At 66.1% G+C, this 20,351-nt stretch carries 22 protein-coding genes; 10 read left to right on the forward strand and 12 right to left on the reverse strand.

Annotated features, from left to right (window positions below; all coding sequences use genetic code 11):
• Positions 1 to 84: 84 nt before the first annotated feature.
• Positions 85 to 957 (reverse strand): tRNA (adenine-N1)-methyltransferase, encoded by an 873-nt coding sequence (locus ACZYZ7_RS24305; RefSeq protein ID WP_135455608.1) that lies wholly within the window; start codon positions 955 to 957, stop codon positions 85 to 87.
• 85 nt (positions 958 to 1,042) lie between these two features.
• Here ACZYZ7_RS24305 and ACZYZ7_RS24310 point away from each other — a divergent pair, with 85 nt between their 5' ends.
• Genes ACZYZ7_RS24310 through ACZYZ7_RS24320 form a run of 3 tightly spaced genes read left to right on the forward strand, consistent with a single transcriptional unit; the run spans position 1,043 to position 3,179 of the window.
• The gene (locus tag ACZYZ7_RS24310) at positions 1,043 to 1,870 is read left to right on the forward strand and encodes a RecB family exonuclease (protein ID WP_450070617.1); all 828 of its coding nucleotides are present in this window, start codon (positions 1,043 to 1,045) and stop codon (positions 1,868 to 1,870) included.
• Positions 1,867 to 2,664, forward strand: coding sequence for a thioesterase family protein (locus ACZYZ7_RS24315; RefSeq protein ID WP_463742002.1), 798 nt, complete (start codon positions 1,867 to 1,869; stop codon positions 2,662 to 2,664). Before ACZYZ7_RS24310 ends, ACZYZ7_RS24315 begins: the two co-directional genes overlap by 4 nt.
• Complete coding sequence (locus ACZYZ7_RS24320) at positions 2,661 to 3,179, forward strand: DinB family protein (protein WP_463742003.1); 519 nt, start codon at positions 2,661 to 2,663, stop codon at positions 3,177 to 3,179. The genes ACZYZ7_RS24315 and ACZYZ7_RS24320 overlap by 4 nt, the downstream gene beginning before the upstream one ends.
• On the opposite strand, the gene ACZYZ7_RS24325 is transcribed toward ACZYZ7_RS24320, so the two are convergent.
• The 3 genes from ACZYZ7_RS24325 to ACZYZ7_RS24335 all read right to left on the reverse strand — a co-directional run bounded on the left by ACZYZ7_RS24325 (position 3,176) and on the right by ACZYZ7_RS24335 (position 5,280).
• Positions 3,176 to 3,421 (reverse strand): hypothetical protein, encoded by a 246-nt coding sequence (locus ACZYZ7_RS24325; protein WP_463742004.1) that lies wholly within the window; start codon positions 3,419 to 3,421, stop codon positions 3,176 to 3,178. The two genes, ACZYZ7_RS24320 and ACZYZ7_RS24325, sit on opposite strands and share 4 nt — an antisense overlap.
• Positions 3,422 to 3,681: 260 nt before the next feature.
• A complete protein-coding gene (locus tag ACZYZ7_RS24330) occupies positions 3,682 to 3,930 on the reverse strand; it encodes a DUF3297 family protein (protein ID WP_135455621.1) in 249 nt (82 codons plus the stop codon).
• Between the two features lie 513 nt (positions 3,931 to 4,443).
• Positions 4,444 to 5,280 (reverse strand): class I SAM-dependent methyltransferase, encoded by an 837-nt coding sequence (locus ACZYZ7_RS24335; protein ID WP_463742005.1) that lies wholly within the window; start codon positions 5,278 to 5,280, stop codon positions 4,444 to 4,446.
• Positions 5,281 to 5,377: 97 nt separating this feature from the next.
• On the opposite strand from ACZYZ7_RS24335, the gene ACZYZ7_RS24340 reads away from it, so the two are divergent.
• The 4 genes from ACZYZ7_RS24340 (at position 5,378) to ACZYZ7_RS24355 (ending at position 7,568) form a co-directional block, all read left to right on the forward strand.
• On the forward strand, positions 5,378 to 5,968 hold the full coding sequence (locus ACZYZ7_RS24340) for a TetR/AcrR family transcriptional regulator (protein WP_450070621.1): 591 nt from the start codon (positions 5,378 to 5,380) through the stop codon (positions 5,966 to 5,968).
• Between the two features lie 124 nt (positions 5,969 to 6,092).
• On the forward strand, positions 6,093 to 6,410 hold the full coding sequence (locus ACZYZ7_RS24345; RefSeq protein WP_463742006.1) for an ArsR/SmtB family transcription factor: 318 nt from the start codon (positions 6,093 to 6,095) through the stop codon (positions 6,408 to 6,410).
• Positions 6,407 to 6,955: an SRPBCC family protein gene (locus ACZYZ7_RS24350; protein WP_463742007.1), complete on the forward strand. Its 549-nt coding sequence runs from the start codon at positions 6,407 to 6,409 to the stop codon at positions 6,953 to 6,955. Before ACZYZ7_RS24345 ends, ACZYZ7_RS24350 begins: the two co-directional genes overlap by 4 nt.
• Positions 6,936 to 7,568: a flavodoxin family protein gene (locus tag ACZYZ7_RS24355; RefSeq protein ID WP_463742008.1), complete on the forward strand. Its 633-nt coding sequence runs from the start codon at positions 6,936 to 6,938 to the stop codon at positions 7,566 to 7,568. Before ACZYZ7_RS24350 ends, ACZYZ7_RS24355 begins: the two co-directional genes overlap by 20 nt.
• On the opposite strand, the gene ACZYZ7_RS24360 is transcribed toward ACZYZ7_RS24355, so the two are convergent.
• The 4 genes from ACZYZ7_RS24360 to ACZYZ7_RS24375 form a co-directional block, all read right to left on the reverse strand.
• Positions 7,534 to 8,910, reverse strand: coding sequence for an FAD-containing oxidoreductase (locus ACZYZ7_RS24360; RefSeq protein ID WP_463742009.1), 1,377 nt, complete (start codon positions 8,908 to 8,910; stop codon positions 7,534 to 7,536). The genes ACZYZ7_RS24355 and ACZYZ7_RS24360 overlap by 35 nt on opposite strands.
• Positions 8,911 to 8,913: 3 nt before the next feature.
• The gene (locus ACZYZ7_RS24365) at positions 8,914 to 9,396 is read right to left on the reverse strand and encodes a DUF4126 family protein (RefSeq protein ID WP_450070625.1); all 483 of its coding nucleotides are present in this window, start codon (positions 9,394 to 9,396) and stop codon (positions 8,914 to 8,916) included.
• Between the two features lie 89 nt (positions 9,397 to 9,485).
• Positions 9,486 to 10,340, reverse strand: a complete 855-nt coding sequence (gene hisG, locus ACZYZ7_RS24370; protein WP_450070788.1) for an ATP phosphoribosyltransferase — start codon at positions 10,338 to 10,340, stop codon at positions 9,486 to 9,488.
• Positions 10,341 to 10,355: 15 nt separating this feature from the next.
• On the reverse strand, positions 10,356 to 10,637 hold the full coding sequence (locus ACZYZ7_RS24375; protein ID WP_070188706.1) for a phosphoribosyl-ATP diphosphatase: 282 nt from the start codon (positions 10,635 to 10,637) through the stop codon (positions 10,356 to 10,358).
• A gap of 37 nt (positions 10,638 to 10,674) precedes the next feature.
• Here ACZYZ7_RS24375 and ACZYZ7_RS24380 point away from each other — a divergent pair, with 37 nt between their 5' ends.
• Positions 10,675 to 11,151: a hypothetical protein gene (locus tag ACZYZ7_RS24380; RefSeq protein WP_450070626.1), complete on the forward strand. Its 477-nt coding sequence runs from the start codon at positions 10,675 to 10,677 to the stop codon at positions 11,149 to 11,151.
• On the opposite strand, the gene ACZYZ7_RS24385 is transcribed toward ACZYZ7_RS24380, so the two are convergent.
• Together ACZYZ7_RS24385 and ACZYZ7_RS24390 are read right to left on the reverse strand one after the other, a co-directional pair.
• Positions 11,148 to 12,623 carry a sugar porter family MFS transporter gene (locus ACZYZ7_RS24385; RefSeq protein ID WP_167857877.1) on the reverse strand — a complete coding sequence of 492 codons (1,476 nt, stop codon included), beginning with the start codon at positions 12,621 to 12,623 and terminating at the stop codon, positions 11,148 to 11,150. The two genes, ACZYZ7_RS24380 and ACZYZ7_RS24385, sit on opposite strands and share 4 nt — an antisense overlap.
• A gap of 98 nt (positions 12,624 to 12,721) precedes the next feature.
• Complete coding sequence (locus tag ACZYZ7_RS24390) at positions 12,722 to 13,405, reverse strand: HAD family hydrolase (protein ID WP_135460113.1); 684 nt, start codon at positions 13,403 to 13,405, stop codon at positions 12,722 to 12,724.
• Between the two features lie 45 nt (positions 13,406 to 13,450).
• Between ACZYZ7_RS24390 and ACZYZ7_RS24395 the strand changes: the two genes are divergently transcribed.
• On the forward strand, positions 13,451 to 14,248 hold the full coding sequence (locus tag ACZYZ7_RS24395) for an SDR family oxidoreductase (protein ID WP_450070627.1): 798 nt from the start codon (positions 13,451 to 13,453) through the stop codon (positions 14,246 to 14,248).
• 54 nt (positions 14,249 to 14,302) lie between these two features.
• Here the strand turns inward: ACZYZ7_RS24395 and metH are convergent, their stop codons facing one another.
• Positions 14,303 to 18,058, reverse strand: coding sequence for a methionine synthase (gene metH, locus ACZYZ7_RS24400; RefSeq protein ID WP_450070628.1), 3,756 nt, complete (start codon positions 18,056 to 18,058; stop codon positions 14,303 to 14,305).
• A 432-nt stretch (positions 18,059 to 18,490) separates the two neighbouring features.
• Between metH and ACZYZ7_RS24405 the strand changes: the two genes are divergently transcribed.
• The gene (locus tag ACZYZ7_RS24405) at positions 18,491 to 19,369 is read left to right on the forward strand and encodes a PAC2 family protein (protein WP_135455640.1); all 879 of its coding nucleotides are present in this window, start codon (positions 18,491 to 18,493) and stop codon (positions 19,367 to 19,369) included.
• An 85-nt stretch (positions 19,370 to 19,454) separates the two neighbouring features.
• On the opposite strand, the gene ACZYZ7_RS24410 is transcribed toward ACZYZ7_RS24405, so the two are convergent.
• A complete protein-coding gene (locus ACZYZ7_RS24410; protein WP_450070629.1) occupies positions 19,455 to 20,339 on the reverse strand; it encodes an SDR family oxidoreductase in 885 nt (294 codons plus the stop codon).
• Between the last annotated feature and the right edge of the window lie 12 nt (positions 20,340 to 20,351).

The following is a 20,351-nucleotide window of genomic DNA, read 5'->3' on the forward strand; positions in this document are numbered from 1 at the left end:
ACTCGGACGCACCGGTTTCTACCGGAGGGCGGTAGTCCTCGCCGGCGCGCAGCCGTGCGGTAGAAAACGCCGACGACTCAGCCGTCAGGCGCCCGGCTGAGACTCGACGGCAGACTCGACGGCCAGATGACGTTTCTTGCGCAGCGGGACCGGCGCCACCGCGCCCGGCGCCAATTTGCGCGCACTGACCAGAAAGGCAGTGTGTCCGCGCATGTTGTGTTCCGGGCGTACCGCCAGGCCCACCACGTGCCAACCGCGCTGCATGCTCTCCCAGGCCCGCGGCTCGGTCCAGCACTGCTGCTCGCGAAGCGCCTCCACGACCCGCGACAGCTGGGTGACGGTGGCGACGTAGACCATCAGCACGCCGCCGGCGACCAGCGCCTTGGAGACTGCGGGCAGCACCTCCCAGGGCGCCAGCATGTCCAGGACCACGCGGTCCATCTCCGGACCGTCGTAGTCTGCGAGGTCCGCGATCACCAGGTCCCAGTTGTCGGGCCGCTCACCGAAGAACGTGATCACGTTCTTCTCCGCGGTCGGCGCGTGATCGTCGCGAATCTCGTACGACGTCACCCGGCCCTCGGGGCCGACCGCCCGCAGCAGTGAGCAGGTCAGCGCACCGGATCCGGCACCGGCCTCCAACACCCGGGCGCCCGGGAAGATGTCACCCTCGTGGACGATCTGCGCGGCGTCCTTGGGATAGATCACCTGCGCACCGCGGGGCATCGACATCACGTAGTCGACCAGCAGCGGTCGCAGCACCAGGAACTGATCGCCGTTGGTGGATTTGACCACGCTGCCCTCCGGCAGCCCGATCACGTTGTCGAAGGCGATGATGCCTCGATGGGTGTGGAACTCACCGCCGGGGTTGAGCACCATCGTGTAGCGCCGGCCCTTGGCGTCGGTGAGTTGCACCCGGTCGCCAACGGCAAACGGTCCGGTCGGTCTCTTCCCTGCCACGGACGTCCAGCCTGCCAGTAGCCCCACCGGGCCGGGTGCCCGGGGTTCCGCAAGTTTGTCGGGGCTCCGTCCTAGGCTTACGGGTGTGAGCGAAGAACCGACCCCGACGCCGCGCCGCCCGGCGCTGTCGCCGTCGCGGGCCGGCGATTTCAAACAGTGCCCGCTGCTGTACCGGTTCCGCGCCATCGACCGGCTCCCCGAGCCGCGGTCCACCGCCCAGCTGCGTGGATCGCTGGTGCATGCCGCGTTGGAGCAGCTCTACGGCCTGCCTGCGGCCGAGCGGGTGCATGACACCGCGCTGACGCTGGTCGAGCCGGCCTGGGAGCAGGTCGTCGCCGCCGAGCCTGAGCTGGCCGATACCGAATATCCGGCCACGCTGCTCGCCGAGGCCCGGGCGCTGTTGTCCGGCTACTACCGCCTGGAGGATCCGACCCGGTTCGATCCGCAGTGCTGCGAGCACCGGCTCGAGGTCGAACTGACCGACGGCACGCTGCTGCGCGGATTCGTCGACCGGATCGATGTCGCACCGTCCGGCGAGTTACGCGTCGTCGATTACAAGACGGGCAAGGCCCCGCCCGAGGCGCGGGCGCAGGCCGAGTTCAAGGCGATGTTCCAGATGAAGTTCTACGCGGTGGCGTTGCTGCGCTCGCGTGGGGTGATGCCGTCGCGGCTGCGGTTGTTGTATCTGGCCGACGGTCAGGTGCTCGACTACTCCCCCGAGCACGACGAGCTACTGCGGTTCGAGCGCACGCTGATGGCGATCTGGAAGGCCATCCAGGTGGCCGGGGCCACCGGCGACTTCCGGCCCAACCCGTCGAAGTTGTGCTCGTGGTGCGCACATCAGAGTTTGTGTCCGGCGTTCGGCGGCACCCCGCCGCCGTATCCCGGGTGGCCAGAATCAGGAGCTGCATGATCGGGTGTCACTACCATCGGCTTGGTTCCGATGGTGAGTACCAGCTGTTCGAATCCACCGCCGATACCCGGAGCAACTGGGATCCGGCGATCCAGCACGGCTCGCCGCCGCTGGCGCTGTTGACCAAGGCGATCGAAGAGTTGGCCGCCGACTCAGACCTGCGGATCGGGCGGCTGACGCTCGACATCCTGGGCGCGATTCCCGTTGCGCCGGTGCGGGTTCGGGCCTGGGTGGACCGGCCGGGGTCACGGATCTCGATGGTCGTCTCCGAGATGGAGGCCGCTCGACCCGACGGCACCTGGCGCGCGGTGGCGCGGGTCACCGCCTGGCTGCTGGCTCCCAGCGACACCAACGACGTGGTCACCGACCGCTTCCCGCCATTGGTGGAGGGCGAGGCGGCCGACGTGGCGCACAACTGGGAAGGCGCACCGGGCTATCTGGAAAGCGTGTCGTGGCGTCGGCAGAACGCGACCGACGGTGAGTCGGCGGTGGCCTGGATGAGTCCGTTGACGCCGGTGGTCGACGACGAGGAGACGACGGCCCTGCAGCGCCTGGCGCTGGTGGTGGATTCGGCGAACGGCATCGGCGCGGCGCTCGATCCGGAGAAGTTCGTGTTCATGAACACCGATACCGCGGTGCATCTGCACCGGCTTCCGGAGGGGTCGGACTTCGCGGTGCGAGCCCGCGGTTCGATCGGACCGGACGGTATCGGCGTGACGACGGCGGAAATCTTTGACCGCCAAGGGTTTATCGGGACCTCGGCCCAGACCCTGCTGGTGATGCGGGTGCCGTGATCGTCGAATTGCGTCGCCAGTTCGACCTGGCCTGGGCGCTGACCGACCTACACCTGTCGGCGCTGGCCGACGAGGATCACCTCTGGGAGCCGGGTCCGCTGGTGTGGACCGTGCACGAGGATTCGTCGGGCCGGTGGTGGCCGGACTGGGCGGACACCGAGCCCGACCCGATTCCCGTTCCGACCATCGGCTGGCTGACCTGGCACATGATCTTCTGGTGGACGAGCGCGCTGGCGCACGTCGACGGACGGCCGCCACCACCGCGCTCCGAGATCGACTGGCCCGGCCCCGCGGCCGCGGTGCAGCGGATCAGAGTGCTCAGCGCACGCTGGAGCGGCCTGCTGGACTCGTTGACCGACACCGATCTTGTTGCCCCCGCGACGTTTCCGTGGGGGCCGGATAGCGGCCGTTCGCTGGCCGACACAGTCCTCTGGTTGAACGTCGAGCTGACGAAGAACGCCGCGGAGATCGGCCAGTTGCGCCTGCTGCGAGCGGTGAGCCGAACCGGCGACTAATCGTCCTCGCCCTGGCTGTTGCCGTCACCGCCATGCCAATCACCGCGCCAACGCGGACCGTCGTACCAACCGTTGTACCAGCCGGGCGTGTCCACGCAGGCATGCGCGAAACCATATGGACCACTCACACACAGGCCCGGATCGGCCGATGCCGACCCCGCCCCGGCAAACGCGACCCCGATCGGCACCGCCATTACGCCAAGGCCGACGGCCAACTTTCCAAGATTCTTCAAACGGATCACACCCCACCTCCGGCATAGCCTCGAGCAAGTAACCCCGTCCCCTGCCCACTGTAGTCCCACAGGGCATGGCCGCACGGCTCGCTCCGGGTCCGCCGCACGCTGGTTCAATTCTCGCCTGGCTCGCGCGGATGCGCTAAAGAGCCGCTGGGCCTTTGCGAACCAGTACTCGTTGTAGCTGATGGCTGCCACTCGAGCTACATGCCGACCGCCGGGGCCATTCGACAGCCGCGCCGGAAGTCCAAGCGCGTCCGCTCTTTTGCTCAGCGAAAATAAGGTTCAACCGTGCCACTGATCTTGACGACCATAGGATTTCCGCGGCGATCCTTCGCGGTAGGGACTTCAACACGCACCCAACCCTCGGCCACGTTGTATTCGTGAACATTGGTTTTCTCGACGCCATTAAAGCGAATACCCACGTCGCGGCGGAGCACCTCTTCGCTATAGAAGGGGCTGCGCGGGTCGATGGAGAGATGATTCGGTGGAACGTCTACGTTCTGGTCCTCGGACATGATGGCCTTCGTTGAATGCTGCGTTAGGTGCTCGGATTGATCCTCAGAGAATCTACGCGACCGTGCAGTAGCGGGTTGCGCGTAGGTCTTGGCGGGCCGCCTTGAGGATTACGAACGCCGGCCCCAGGGGGTGGCTTCAACCACTCGATACCCATGTGTGCTGCAGGTTCCCAATTCCAGTGACACATCCCATCAGTTAGAGCTGGGCCTTTCGAAAGCCATGCGAGAGCAATACCAGTTTCGTGCCATACCGGAAAGTCAGCCGAACGAGAGGCTCGCAGGTTGATCTGGCGGGCCGTCCGCGCCTGAGTCCGAACGCCGCCGCACCGGTGAGCCGCTGAGATCGATGCCGACCCGACCAGGCATGGACGTCAGGCCTCAGCGGTTCGACGTCACTGCCACTTCGGCACCTCCCCAACGCATCATCGGTGACGCCGCAGCTCCGACGACGTGACGGACCCAATGCGATAGCTCCACCTGTAGCTCACGAAAGTCGCTGTGCCAGTGTCGGAGTCAGCCGATCCTCCGGGCCACGATTGCGAAATTCAACGGAATGCGCGGAACACCTGCGGGCAGTGCCCAGCCGTGCGAATCAGGAATCAGAGCCGGGAAAGCTTGCCAATCCATGTAGGGAAGCTCGCGAACGGCCTCGATGCGCAGATTGGCTTCCAGGAGTGCGGTGATGACTTCACTGAGATCGTGCCGCCACTCGTAATTTGTTGTCTGGCGGATCGCCACATCGGTGTTCTCCGTGTACGTGCTGGCGTCTTCGTAGGTCCTGGCACCGCCGCCCGAGAGGTAGTCGTCACTGATAGTCCAAGGCTGAAACTCCATCGCCGCCAACATCGGGTGGTCGTCTCGGATCACGAAAACTCCGTCGGGCGTGAGCAGGTCGTGGATCGATTGAGCCCACGCCGACAACTCAGGCAGCCACACGATGGTTCCGGCGCTGGTGACAACGACATCGAACTGCTCATCAATAAGCGAGGAGGCGAACCGAGCATCGCCCTGCACCCACGTGATTGTCTGGCAGTCCGTTTCGGCGATGCGTTGGGCATGGCGCAGGGAGTTGGGCGATAAATCCAAGCCGGTGACGTTGACCGCGCCGAGCCGTGCCCACGACACGGTGTCGGTGCCGATGTGACACTGCAGATGCAGCAGTGACCGACCGGTCACCCCCGATGAGGGTAGGTGCGGTTGCATTACTGACAGGTCGTTTCGGACCACCGACGAGATCATCGACCGGTCAGCCAGGAATCCCTCCACGTCATACATCTGTGACCGGGCATGGATGTCTGCGCGTTCATCCCAGTTCTCCTTGTTACGAGCAAGCGCATCAACATGTTTCATCAAGATCCCCTATGTCTCCGCTCGGCGCCTCCGCCGGCGTTACCTTCTTTTTATCACAGTCGTGATACATATCGTTGGATCCCGCTACACTCTGACCATGCCAGCCCGTATCGACCCCGTGAAACGTCGAGGTCATATCGTCGAAGCCGCGTTACGTCTGGTGGTGAAGGAGGGGCTGGCCGCCGCTACATTCCGCCGCGTCGCAGCAGAATCACAGCTGAACATCGGATCAGTCCGTCACTATTTCGCCGATCACGAATCTCTCGTCGTCGCAGTGGTCACCGAAGCCGGCAACCGCATGGGCCAGCGGCTGATAAAGCACACACCACCCGAATCACGCGACGTCACAGAACACCGACAACACCTCCTGGCACTCCTGAAGGAACTGGTCCCCCTGGACGACGAACGTCACAGCGAGGCCGTGATCCTCATGGAGGTCATCGCGGCCTCCCGCACCACCGCAGCTTTCCGCCCAACGACAGCGCAGATGGCTACCGACCTACACGATGTTCTGGTCAAAGCCCTCAAGAACATGGCGGTACCAAAGCCCAGCCTGGAAGCTCAGCGTCTCGCGTCACTTCTGTCCGGCCTCGCCCTCGACGCTGTGACAGCACACGGCCCCAGGTCCACGGCCACCATCACCAAGATCTTGCAACTCCACGTGAACTCGCTACCGACAGATCGCTAAGCGGCCGCGGCTGAGCGATTGGCAGGCGGATACCTCCGCGCACCGCACTCCGTCCAACACCTCGCCACCTCCAGCCCCTTTATATTTGCTTGTATCTATATAGCTATACTGCAATACTCAACGCATGGACGTGTTCGAAGCAGTCGCCGAACCCAGCCGACGCGCATTGCTCGACGCCCTCGTCGACGGTGAACGCACCGCAGGCGAGTTGGTGGCCACCCTGCCGGGGCTGACCCAGCCGACGGTGTCACGGCACCTGCGGGTGTTGCGGGAGGTCGGTCTGGTCGAGGTGCGACCCGACGCACAGCGCCGCATCTACGCCTTACGCGCCGACGGCCTGGTGCAGATCGACGAGTGGATCGAGCGGTACCGCCGCTACTGGTCGGATCACCTGGACGCCCTGGAACGTCATCTCAAAGCGACCCACAAGGAGTCGAAATGACCAGCCGTGAAGGCAAACTCACCGTCGAGGGCGACCGGGCCGCCCTGAACTTCGAGCGGCGCCTGCCTTATCCGGTCGAGGCGGTGTGGGCCGCCATCACCGATCCCGCACAACGCGACCAATGGATGGGCGAAACGATGATCGACGCCCGCGAAGGCGGCGCGATCGAGATGATTCCGCACTCTCCGCCCATCCCGGCGCAACAGAAGAAGATGACCGGACGGATCCGGGTGTGGGACCCGCCACGGGTTTTCGAACACGAGTGGAACCAGCCCGTCCTGTCCGCCCCCGAATCCGGCGTCGTACGTTACGAACTCATTCCGGATGGCGAGGGCACCCTGCTCCGATTCACGCACCGCGGCCTGACGGTCTCCGACGGTCAGGGATTCCACCCCGGCACCCACGCCTATCTGGACCGACTGGAGGCCTATCTCGGCGGGCAACCCTTGCCCGACTGGGCCCAGCGTTATCAGGAAGTCGCTCAAACACTCGGAACCCAATGGACCACGGAGACAGGAAACGACCATGCATCGCAACGGAACTGACGTCGCCGCACCCACCGTCGCGGTGGTCTACCACTCCGGGTTCGGTCACACGTCGACCCTGGCCGATGCGGTCGCGGCCGGAGCCGCTGACGCCGGAGCCGACGTCACCGTCATGCACGTCGAGGCCGTGACCGACCGGGATTGGGACGTGCTGGACGGTATCGACGCCATGATCTTCGGCAGCCCCACCTACATGGGCAACGTGTCAGCAGGATTTCAGACCTTTGCCGAGAAGACCGGCCGGCGGTGCATGGAAGGCAGGTGGCGCGACAAGATCGCGGCCGGGTTCACGAACTCCGGAGCCAAGAGCGGAGACAAACTCGCCACGTTGAACTCCCTTGCGATCTTCGCCGCCCAGCACCACATGCATTGGGTGAACCTGGGTTTGGGAGCCGGCTGGAACAGCGCGGGCGGCAGCGAGCATGACCTGAACCGACTCGGGTTCTGGCTGGGTGCCGCGGCAGCCACCGATGTCGACGCTGGGCCCGACCAGATGCACCCGGCGGATCTCCAGACCTGCCGCCACCTCGGGCATCGTGTCGCGCTGGTGACGCGTCAGCTCAACATCGGCCGCACGCTCAGTCCAGCGGCTTCAGCTCCTGCAGCATCGTAGGCACCAGCTCGCTGACGGTGGGGTGGATGTGCATCGTGCGTGAAATCGCGGTGTAGGGCAGTTTCGCCGTCATGACGTCGAGGATCGAGTGCACCACCTCGTCGCCGCCGACACCGAGGATCGACGCCCCCAGAATCTCCTCGGTCTCGGCATCCACCACCACCTTCATGAAGCCCTGTGTCTCACCCTTCTCCACCGCACGGCCTACCCTGGTCATCGGACGCTTGCCCACCAACGCTTTTCGGCCGGACTTCCGGACCTGATCGACCGTCATCCCGGCCCGACCCAGGGGCGGATCGATGTAGAGCGCGTAGGTGCTGATGCGATCGCTCACGCGACGCGGATCATCGTCGAGCAGATTGGCGGCGACGATCTCGAAGTCGTTGTAGGACGTGTGGGTGAAGGCGCCCTTGCCGTTGCAGTCCCCCATCGCCCAGATGTGCTCGGCCGTGGTGCGCAGCTGATCGTCGACCACGACATAGCCACGTCCGTCGACGTCCACGCCGGCGTTCTCCAACCCGAGATCGTCGGTGTTGGGCGCCCGCCCCACCGCGAGCAGCAGGTGCGTTCCGGCAATCGGATCGGCACCGTCGCGAGGCGTCACCTCGAAACCGCCGTCCCGCTTGGCAAACCGGATGCCGGTGGCATTGAGCACCACGTCGATCCCCTCGGCCCGGAGGATCTCGGCGATGGTGGCGGATACGTCCTCGTCCTCACGCGAGGTCAGCCGTGGCCCCTTCTCGACTACCGTCACCCGGGCACCGAACCGGCGGTACATCTGCGCGAACTCCAGCGCGATATAGCTGCCGCCCACGATCACCAGATGCTCGGGAACAAGGTCCAGGTCCAGGATGCCGACGTTGGTGAGGTAGTCGATACCGTCCAGGCCGGGAAATTCCGGAACCACCGCGCGGCCACCGACATTGAGGAAGATCCGATCGGCCCGCAGCAATTCGCCGTCGACGTCGACGGTGTGCGGGTCGACGAAACGGGCGTGGCCACGGATCAGCACCGCGCCGTTCATCGCCTCAAGCCAATCCTCCACCCCGTGGCGGTCGGCCAGCATGATCGCATCCTTGCGGGCCTTCACCTTGGCCATGTCGATGTCGATTTCGCCTGTGCCGACGCCGAAATCAGCGCCGCGCCGCGCGAGATGGGCGGCATGCGCGCTGGCCACAAGGGTTTTGGTGGGGATGCAGCCGTAGTTGACGCAGGTGCCGCCGACCAGTTTGCGTTCGATCACCGCGACGGTCTGCCCCGCTGCGGTCAACCGGCCCGCCAGCGGCGGCCCCGCCTGACCCGCGCCGATGACGATTGCGTCGAAACTTCGCGCGGGCACCATGAACTAGAGGACGGAGGTCAGAGCCGCGATCGCGAAGCCGCCGAGTACGGCGACCGCGTCCTCGAACAGCGCGACCGGCAGATCATGGCCATCATTGCGGCTGACCAAGCGCTTTCGCGCCTCGTATCCGCCGAGGGTGCCGATCACCGCACCCACGAGGGCCGCACCGAGCGCGGTGTACGTGTAGCCCCATGCGGTGCCGATCACCGCACCGGCGAACGCCCCGGTGATCAGCCGGGCGATGAACTGCACCGGGGTCTTACGGCTGGGCGTGCGCGGCAGCTGATCGGTGACCAACTCCACCACAGCAAGAACGGTCAGCACGGTGACCGTGACCGGGTGGGCCAACCACTGGGCCCAGGTGCCGTCGAGGTTGATCCAGTTCAGTGCGGCGGCCCACGCCACCGCGGCCGGAGCGGTGAATGCCCGCAGTCCGGCCACCACACCGATGAGAAGAGCCAACAACAGAACCAGAAAATGCGTCACGGCGACCTCCGAGGCCTGGAATTGTCACCCGGACGCTAACACGCAATGCGACGCTGCACGCGCCGATCAGACAGGGCGGTGTCCGTCCGTCAGAAACGGCAGAACCGAATATCCGATGCGAGTATCGCTTTGGCACCGATCGCGGCGATCTCATCCATGATGGCGTTGACGTCGCGGCGCGGTACCAAAGCCCGCACCGCCACCCAATCGGGATCCGCCAGCGGCGCGATGGTCGGTGACTCCAGTCCCGGCGTCACCGCGGTGGCCTGGTCCAAAACCGTACGCGGGCAGTCGTAATCCAGCATCAGGTACTGCTGGCCGAACACCACGCCCTGCACGCGCGCCGTCAGCTGATCCCGCGCGGACGTACTGCCATTCCCCTCGGCCCCGTCGCGTTCGATCAGCACGGCCTCCGACTCGCACAGCGGCGCACCGAATGCCACCAGGCCGTGCAGCCCCAGAGTGCGACCCGAGCCGACCACGTCGGCGATCACGTCGGCGACCCCGAGCTGGATCGAGATCTCGACCGCGCCGTCGAGCCGGATCACCGAAGCCTCGATGCCCTGCGCCGCAAGGTCCTTGCGAACCAGGTTCGGAAACGACGTGGCGATCCGTTTGCCCGCCAGATCCTTCGGGCTCCACTCCCGGCCGGCCGGAGCGGCGTAACGGAAGGTGGAGCCACCGAAGCCCAGCGACAGGCGCTCCCGCACCGGGGCGTCGGAATCGGCGGCCAGGTCCCGTCCGGTGATGCCCAGGTCGAGCTGACCCGAACCCACGTAGATCGCGATGTCCTTGGGCCGCAGAAAGAAGAACTCGACGTTGTTGACCGGATCGACGACCGTCAGATCCTTGGGGTCACGACGGCGCCGATACCCGGCCTCGGCGAGGATCTCGCCGGCCGCTTCGCTGAGCGAGCCCTTGTTGGGCACCGCGACGCGCAACATCTGATCGGCCACGGCTCACAACTTCCGGTAGACGTCGTCGAGGGTCAGGCCCCGGGAGATCAGCAGCACCTGGGTCCAGTACAGCAACTGGCTGACCTCCTCGGCGAGCGACTCGTCGCTCTCGTGCTCGGCGGCCAGCCACACCTCGCCGGCCTCCTCCAGGATCTTCTTGCCGAGCCCATGGACGCCGGCGTCAAGTGCGGCGACCGTGCCGCTACCGGCAGGTCTGGTGCGCGCTTTGTCGCTGAGTTCGGCAAACAGGGCCTCGAAGGTCTTCACAGGCATGAATTGTTTCATGCTCGGCGGGGGTCGATTTGTGGGGTGCAATAGAAGGGTGAGCGAACCTGTCGGCGACGAGCTGCGGACCTACACCGCCCGGGTCACGGCGATCCGCGCGATCCTGTCCAGATACCTGACGGTGGACGGCCTGGTCCAGAACAATCGCCTCGCCAACCCCATCCTCCCGCTCGATTGCCTGTCCGCATCCTGGGGCGCTGATGTGGCCGCGTCCCCGATTCTCACCGTGTCGGTCCACCCGATCGACGACTTTGCCGCCGAGGTCGACCAGTTGCGCTACGGCGCCGACCCCGCCCGGGGAACATTCGAGGTGCAACGCGCCGCACCCGACGAGTTCGCCCTGGTACAGGTGCAATTGTCCAGCGTGTGGGTGGTCGTTGGGCGCTGCGAGGTCTATCTGGCCCACCGGGACATCTCGCCGGAGAAGCTGGTCGAGGCGGCCGTCGAGATCGCCCGCAGCGTCGGCTGCGCGCCGTATGCCGACGACTACCGGCCTCCGCCGGACCACCGCTAGGCGCTCAACGCGTTTGCGTGCATGTCCTCGAGGTTCTTGCCCTTGGTCTCCTCGACCCAGCGCCAAACGAACACGAACGACAGCACCGCACACAGCGCATAGAACCCATACGCCGCGCCCAACACATTGCGCAGTTCCGGGAACGTCACGGTGATCAGCCAGTTCGCCGCCCACTGGCCGGCGGCGGCCAGGCCCAGCGCGGCCGCCCGGATGCGGTTGGGGAACATCTCGCCGAGCAGGACCCACACCACCGGGCCCCACGACATGCCGAAGGCCACCACGAACAAGTTCGCCGCGACCAGGGCGACCGGGCCGGTGATCCCGCCGAGGAACGGCTGCGACTCCATCAGACCGGTCGAAGTGTTGAGCACCTCGTGCGTTTTGGCGGTACCGAAGATCACGGCCATGGTGCCCAAGGTCAGCGCCATACCCACCGAGCCGATCAGCAGCAGCGGCTTGCGGCCGACCCGGTCGATCAAGGCGATGGCGATCAACGTCGTCAGGATGTTGGTCACCGAGGTGATCACGGTGATGATGAACGACGCGCTCTCGTCGAATCCGACGGCCTGCCACAACACATTCGAGTAGTAGAAGATCACGTTGATGCCGACGAACTGCTGAAAGACCGACAGCCCGAGGCCCACCCACACGATGCCGTAGACGCCGCCCGCCGGCTTACGCAGATCACGCCAGGCCGGCGGCTTCTCCTGTTGGAGGGTGTCCTGGATGCGGCCCAGGGTGATCTCCAGGTTCTTCTCCCCCAGCAGCCGCGAGAGCACCTTGCGGGCCTCGGGAATGCGGTGTGTGGCAACCAGATACCGGGGTGATTCGGGAATCGTGAAAGTCAGCAGGCCGTACACGACGGCGGGAACCGTCATCAACAGGAACATCCATCGCCACGCCTCCATGCCCAGCCACAGTTCCTTGGTGGCGTCCCCGGCGATGTGCGCCAGCAGCGCGTCGATGCTCAGGGACAGGAAGATGCCGGTGACGATCGCCAACTGCTGAAGGGACCCCAGCCGGCCGCGGATCCCCGGCGGCGAGGTTTCGGCGATGTAGGCCGGGGCGATGACCGAGGCGATACCGACACCGATTCCGCCGACGATACGAAAGAACACCACTACCCAGACGCTGGGCGCCAGCCCGGTGCCGATGGCACTGATGAAGAAGAACACCGCGGCGATCTTCATCACCGCGATCCGGCCGATCCGGTCGGCGATCCGGCCCGCCGACAGCGCACCGACGGCCGCCCCCAGCAGCGCCGAGGCCACCGCGAAGCCCAGGATCTTGTTGTCGATGACGAAATGCTTCTGCACGGCGTCCACCGCGCCATTGATCACCGCGCTGTCATAGCCGAACAACAACCCGCCCAGTGCGGCGACCGCGGCGATACGGACGGCACTGCGTCCGGACGAGTAGTAGTCGTCGTCGTGGACCGAAGGTGTGCCGTCACTCACCGGACCGTGTGACATGCCGTGTCCTCTCCGCGCCATTGCGTGACCGAACATCATCACCTTGACACAGAGAGCCCGCAGCTAGGGCCATATCCGGCAGCTGAATTCGATGCGCCTCAGGCGCCGCGCACGCCCGGCCCGGCAGCCAGTTCGGCGTGGATTGTCCGCAGGTCGGAGACATCGAGCGCGCCGAGCGTTTGGACATGCCGGCGCCCAGCGCCCGCGGGAACCTCGACATCGTTGGGCACCACCAGCACCGGGCAGCCCGCGGCCTCTGCCGATGTTGTCCCGGTGACTGAATCCTCGACCGCCAGACAGGATGCGGCGGAGACGCCGAGAAGATCCGCCGCCCGCAGATACGGGTCGGGCGACGGCTTGCCGCTCGCGACCTCATCACCGCAGACGGTCACCGAAAAGTAGTGGCGGCCAATGCTGTTCAACGCGCGTTCGGCGAGATCCCGGCGGGTGTTGGTGACCAGCGCCATGGGGACCCGGGCCGCGGTGAGAGCGTCGAGCATCTCCTGGGCACCCGGCCGCCACGGCAGGCCCTGCTCGAACAACTCGCCGGTGTAGTCGTGCAACCAATCGGCCGATTCGGCCATGGCGCCAGGGTCAGGTTCCAGCCCCAGATCGTCATAGACGATTCGCATCACGCTCTCGGCAGAGCCGCCGACCGTCGATTCCCGTACCTCCGCGGTCAGCACCCCGCCCATCCGCGCATACAGGGCCTGCATGGCGATGTCCCACAGCTTTTCGGAGTCGACGAGCGTGCCGTCCATGTCCCACAGCACCGCCTGCATGACAGCCATTCTGACATTGTCCGACCCCGTCGATAGCGTGGGAGCATGACGATATTGGTGACGGGAGCCACAGGGAACATCGGCAGGCGCGTCGTGGATCATCTGATCACGTTGGGCGCCCACGACATCCGCGCACTGACCACAAATCCGGCGAAGGCGGCGCTGCCGGAATCTGTGACAGCAATCACCGGCTTCCTGGGTAGGCCGGAGACGCTGCCGGCTGCCTTCGAAGGCGTGGAACGCGTTTACCTGGCCCCGTTCCCGGCCACCGTCGGGCCCACACTCGAGCTGATGGTGCGGGCGGGTGTGCAACACGTGGTGGCACTGTCCGGCGGTGCACACTGGGCCGAACACGCCGATGCGGTCGCCGCCTCGGGACTGGCGCACACCCAGCTCGGGCCCGGCGAGTTCTGCGAGAACTTCGCGATGTGGGCCCCGCAGATCAAGACCGGTACGGTCCGTGACATCAATCCGGATTACGTCGAATCACCGGTATCCATGGACGACATCGCCCGGGTCGCGGCGCATCTGTTGACGGCACCGGCGGACGCCCATCCCGGCGCGATGTACGAACTCACCGGTCCGGTCGCATTGTGCCGCGGCGACATCGCCCGCCAGATCGGAGCGGGGCTCGGCCAATCAGTCGAGGCGCAGCGGTGCGGCCGGGCCGAGGCCGAAGAATTGCTGCGCCCTGTCATGGGCGACGGCGCGCAGTGGTACCTCGACCTTTTCGAGGACGATCCGCAACCCCAGGCCGCCAACGACAACGTCGAACGGCTCACGGGCACACCGGCCGAATCGATGGCGCAGTGGGCGGCCCGGAATCGGGACCTGTTCGGCTAGCCGCCAGACCGGGTGCGTCCGTGAACCGTTCGGGCGCACCCGGTTTCGGCGTGCTCAGTCCTCCGGGTTGTACCCGAGGTTGGGGGCGAGCCAGCGCTCGGCTTCGGCCAGGGTCCAGCCCTTGCGCCTCGCGTAGTCGGCGACCTGGTCCTGAGCCATCCGGCCGACCACGAAGTACTGCGACTGCGGGTGCGAGAAGTACCAGCCACTGACGGCAGCACCGGGCCACATCGCCATCGACTCGGTCAGCTCGATCCCGGTCCGATTCTGGACGTCCATCAGCTCCCAGAGCGTCGCCTTCTCGGTGTGCTCCGGGCAGGCCGGGTAGCCGGGGGCGGGGCGGATGCCGACGTACTTCTCCCCGATGAGTGCGTCGTTGTCCAGCTGCTCGTCAGGCTGATATCCCCAGAACTCCTCGCGGACCCGTTGGTGCATCCGTTCGGCGAAAGCCTCTGCCAGCCGGTCGGCGAGCGACTCCAGCAGGATGGCGCTGTAGTCGTCGAGGGCCGCCTTGAACTCCACGATCTTGTCCTGGCTGCCGAGGCCCGCGGTGACGGCGAAGGCGCCGACGTAGTCCGCGACCCCGGTTTCTCTGGGCGCGATGAAGTCACCCAGTGACCGGTTCGGGATGCCGTCCCGGTGCTCGCCCTGCTGGCGCAGGTTGTGCAACGTGGTCAGCACCTCGGTCCTGGTCTCGTCGGTGTAGACCTCGATGTCGTCGCCGACCGCGTTCGCCGGGAAGAACCCGATCACCCCGTTGGCCTTGAGCCACTTCTCTTTGATCAGGGTGTCGAGCATCTGCTGGGCATCGTCGTACAGCTTGCGGGCGGCCTCGCCCGAGACCGGGTTGTTGAGGATGTCAGGGAACCGGCCCTTCATCTCCCAGGCGTTGAAGAACGGCTGCCAGTCGATGTACTCCCGCAGCTCGGCGAGGTCGTACTCATGGAACTCCCGCACGCCGAGGCCTTGGGCGGGCACCGGCGGCGTGTAGCCGTCCCACTCGATCGGCGTCCGGTTGGCGCGGGCCTTCTCCAGCGTCAGCATCGGCCGCTCGTTCTTCTGGGCGTGCCGTTCGCGAAGGGCGGCGTAGTCGGTCGCGGTGGCCTCCAACAGGGCCGGCCGCTGCTTGTCGTCCAGAAGCGCGGCAGCGACCGGCACCGAACGGGAAGCGTCCTTGACCCACACCACCGGACCACTGCGACGCGGTGCCACCTTCACGGCCGTGTGGGCGCGCGAGGTGGTCGCTCCACCGATGAGCAGCGGAATCTGAAGCCCCTCGCGTTCCATCTCGACGGCGAAGTTGACCATCTCGTCCAGGGACGGGGTGATCAGGCCGGACAGCCCGATGATGTCGGCGTTGTGCTCCCTGGCCGCGTCCAGGATCTTCTGAGCGGGCACCATCACACCGAGGTCGATCACGGTGTAGTTGTTGCACTGCAAGACGACCCCGACGATGTTCTTGCCGATGTCGTGGACGTCGCCCTTGACGGTGGCCATCACGATCGTGCCGTTGGTGGTGTCGGCGTCGCCCGGCTGCTTCTCCGCCTCGATGTACGGCAGCAGGTACGCAACAGCCTTCTTCATCACCCGGGCCGACTTCACCACCTGGGGCAGGAACATCTTGCCCGCGCCGAACAGGTCACCGACGACGTTCATGCCGTCCATCAGCGGGCCCTCGATCACCTCGATCGGGCGGCCACCTGCCGCGGCGATGTCGGACCGCAACTCCTCGGTGTCGGAGTCGACGTGGGCGTCGATGCCCTTGACCAGGGCGTGGGTGATCCGCTCACGCACCGGGAGGCTGCGCCACTCGGCTGCCGCGGGATCCTCGGCCTTGTCCTTGCTGTTGAACCGTTCCGCGATCTCCAGGAGCCGCTCCGCCGCGTCCTCGCGACGGTTCAGGACGACGTCCTCGATCCGGTCCCGCAATTCGGGGTCGATCGAGTCATAGGGCACCAGCGCACCGGCGTTGACGATGCCCATGTCCAGACCGGCCTTGATGGCGTGGAACAGGAACACCGAGTGGATCGCCTCGCGGACGGGGTTGTTGCCCCGGAACGAGAACGACACGTTCGAGATGCCGCCGGAGATGTGCACCCCGGGCAGGTTCTCCTTGATCCAGGCGCAGGCCTCGATGAAGTCGATCCCGTACGTCGCGTGCTCCTCGATACCGGTCGCCAGCGCGAAGCAGTTCGGGTCGAAGATGATGTCCTCGGCCGGGAAGCCGACCTCTTCGGTCAGGATCCGGTAGGCGCGCCCGCAGATCTCTTTGCGGCGCTCCAGGTTGTCCGCCTGGCCCTGCTCGTCGAAGGCCATCACGACGACGGCGGCGCCGTACTTGCGGCACAGCCGTGCCTCACGGATGAACTTCTCCTCGCCCTCCTTCATGGAGATCGAGTTGACGATCGGCTTGCCCTGCACGTTCTTCAGGCCCGCCTGGATGACCTCCCATTTGGAGGAGTCGATCATCACCGGGACGCGGCTGATGTCCGGCTCGGCCGCGATCAACTTGGTGAACCGGTCCATCGCGGCGACGCCGTCGATCATGCCCTCGTCCATGTTGATGTCGATGACCTGCGCCCCGACCTCGACCTGCTGCAACGCGACCGACAGCGCGGTGTCGTAGTCCTCGGCCTTGATCAGGTTGCGGAACCGGGCGGAGCCGGTGATGTTGGTGCGCTCACCGATGTTCACGAACAGGGAGTCGTCGGTGATGTTGAGCGGCTCCAGACCCGCGAGCCGGGTGGCCACCTCGATATCCGGCAGCTCGCGCGGCGGCTTACCCTCGACGACCTTGGCGATCTCGGCGATGTGCGCCGGCGCCGTTCCGCAGCAACCACCGACCAGGTTGACCAGGCCGGCCTCGGCGAACTCGGCGATGTAGCCGGCCTGATGCTCCGGGGACTCGTCGTACTCGCCGAAGGCGTTCGGCAGGCCGGCGTTCGGGTAGCAGGAGACGTAGGTGTCCGCGATCCGCGCCATCTCGGCGATGTAGGGCCGCATCTCCGGGGCGCCCAGGGCGCAGTTGAGGCCAACGGCGATCGGCTTCGCGTGCCTGATCGAATTCCAGAACGCCTCGGTGACCTGACCGGACAACGTCCGGCCGGAAGCATCGGTGATGGTGCCCGAGATGATCACCGGCCACCGGCGGCCGCGCTCCTCGAACAGCGTCTCGACGGCGAACACCGCCGCCTTGGCGTTCAGCGAGTCGAAGATCGTCTCGATGATGAGGAGGTCGGCACCACCGTCGACCAGGCCGTTGGCGGCTTCGAGGTAGGCGGCGACCAGCTGGTCGTAGGAGACGTTGCGGGCTCCGGGGTCGTTGACATCGGGCGAGATCGACGCGGTCCGCGTCGTCGGCCCGATGGCACCGGCGACGTAGCGGGGCTTCTCGGGGGTGCTGAACTCGTCGGCGGCCTTACGGGCCAGGGCGGCGCCGGCGTAGTTCAGCTCGTAGCTGAGGTCCGCCATGTCGTAGTCGGCGAGCGAGACCGCGTTCGCGTTGAACGTGTTGGTCTCCAGGATGTCGGCGCCCGCCTCGAGGTACTCGCGGTGGATGCCCTCGATGATCTGCGGCTGCGTCAGGTTGAGCAGGTCGTTGTTGCCCTGAAGAGCGGTTGGCCACTCTGTGAACCGGTCGCCGCGGTAGCCGGCCTCGTCGGGCCGGTCGCGCTGAATCGCGGTGCCCATCGCGCCGTCGATCACGATGATCCGCTCGCGCATGGCCGCCGTCAGTTTGTCGGTGCAGTCGGGGCGGATGTTCGGCGTAAAGGTCGTCGACTCAACAGCGGTCACGTGCACTCCTTCCATAACGGAAGGCGTCCTTGACTCTGCCGAGCGTGGCGGATACGGGCAGGAACCCGGAACCGTTGCAACGCCTCTCGACCAGAAGAGTCTACGTCGTCATCCGACAGACTTGTGGACGCCCAACCCGTCGCCACGATCGACCCCCACCCGCGTGGCGATCGCGGTGCCCTTGAGTGACAGCTCACCGATCTTGTCAGCAATGTCGTAGGCACCAGGGTTAACCAGATTGCAGCCGAACGTATTTCGCCTCGACCGCGCCGCGGCCTGCCACTACGCGCTTCGACAGGGTGTCGAGCAGGTCGGTGCCGTAGGCAGATTTGTCAGCGACAGTCACATGAACAGGGTAGTCGGTCTATCAAACACCGCTGTTCGGCGCGGCGGCGGCCCACGTGCACAACGGGCTCATCGGCACCCGACAAGGCTTACCCTCTATGTGTGACACCGTCGTATCCGAACGCCGGCCGGAGTTTGAACCTGCCCGAACTGAAGGACGCCACGATCGTGGCCGCCTTCGAGGGCTGGAATGACGCCGGCGACGCGGCCAGTGACGCGCTGGACCACCTGGATGCGATCTGGGAGGCCCAGCCGATCGTCGAGATCGACGACGAGTCGTACTACGACTATCAGGTGAACCGACCGGTGATCCGCCAGGTCGACGGCGTCACGCGGGAGCTGGTCTGGCCGTCGATGCGGATCTCGCACTGCCGTCCCCCGGGCAGCAACCATGACGTGGTGTTGATGCACGGCGTCGAGCCCAACATGCGCTGGCGCACCTTCTGCGCCGAGTTGCTGGCCATCGCCGACAAGCTCAACGTGCAGACCGTGGTGATCCTGGGCGCGTTACTGGCCGACACCCCGCACACCCGGCCCGTGCCGGTGTCCGGCTCGGCGTATTCAGCCGAGTCGGCGAAATTCTTCGGCCTGGAAGAGACCCGCTACGAAGGCCCGACCGGGATCGCCGGGGTGTTCCAGGACGCCTGCGTGCAGGCCGGTATCCCGGCCGTGACCTTCTGGGCCGCGGTGCCGCACTACGTGTCGCAGCCGCCCAGCCCCAAGGCGACCGTGGCCCTGCTGCGCCGGGTCGAGGACGTGCTGGACGTCGAGGTGCCACTAGCCGACCTGCCCGCCGCCGCCGAGGAATGGGAACAGGCCGTCACCGAGATGACCGCCGAAGACGAGGAGATCGCGGAGTACGTCGCCTCGTTGGAACAGCGCGGCGACGCCGAGGTCGACATGCACGAGGTGCTCGGCAAGATCGACGGCGACGCGCTGGCGGCCGAGTTCGAGCGCTATCTGCGGCGCAGAGGCCGCTGAACTTCCCGGCTCACGCCGAGTGGCCACCTAGTGCACGGAAACTTCCGGATCACGTGTCATAACTGGCCGCTCGGCGTTGAAACCGCTAAGTCTCCGGCTTCTCCAGCGCCTCGATGCGGGCACTCGTCGAGCGGCCGAGTGCGGCTGCCTCCGCGTCGAGTTTCGGCAGCAGTGTCGGGGTGAACTTGAGGATGTCGCGCTCCGCCAGCGGCGTGGTGACGAACGGCCGGATCCAGCGGAACACCCCGACCCACTCCGGGCTGTAGATGCGCTTCTTGCGTCCCTCGATGCCCTTGACGAACGCGGCGCCACAGGCGTCGACCGTGGTGGTCCGGTTCAGCGGCGGCGGCAGCTTGGACAGCATCTCCCGGAACGCCGACAGGTCCGACTTGGCGTCCTGCACAAGCGGCGTGTCGATCCAGCTCATGTGGGCCGAGCCGACGTCGACGCCGAGGTGCGCCACCTCCAGGCGCAGCGTGTTGGCGAAGTACTCGGCGCCGGCCTTGGAGGCGTGGTAGGCGGCCAGCCCGGGTGCCGAGGTGAACGCGGCGAGTGAGGACACCACCAGCACGTACCCGCGACGCTTGACGACTGCGGGCAGGGTGGCGCGCACGGTGTTGAACACCCCGACGACGTTGATGTCGACGACCCGTTTGAACGCCTCAGGATCTACCTGCATGACCGAACCGAAGCTGGCGATGCCCGCATTGGCCATCACGATGTCGATGCCGCCGAATCGCTCGACCGCGGCGTCGGCGGCCTTCTGCATGGCGGCCAGATCACGCACGTCGGCCAGCGCCGTCAGCACGTACTCCTCGCCGAGTTCGGCGGCCAGCGCGCTCAACGGCGCCTCATCGAGGTCGGTCAGCACCAGTTTGGCGCCCCTGCGCCGCAACCTGCGGGCAACCTCGGCACCGACGCCGCGCGCACCGCCGGTGATGAAGACGACTTTCCCGTTCACAGAACCCATGGCCGCACCGTA

This window comes from Mycobacterium sp. IDUB_17 (assembly GCF_055419465.1).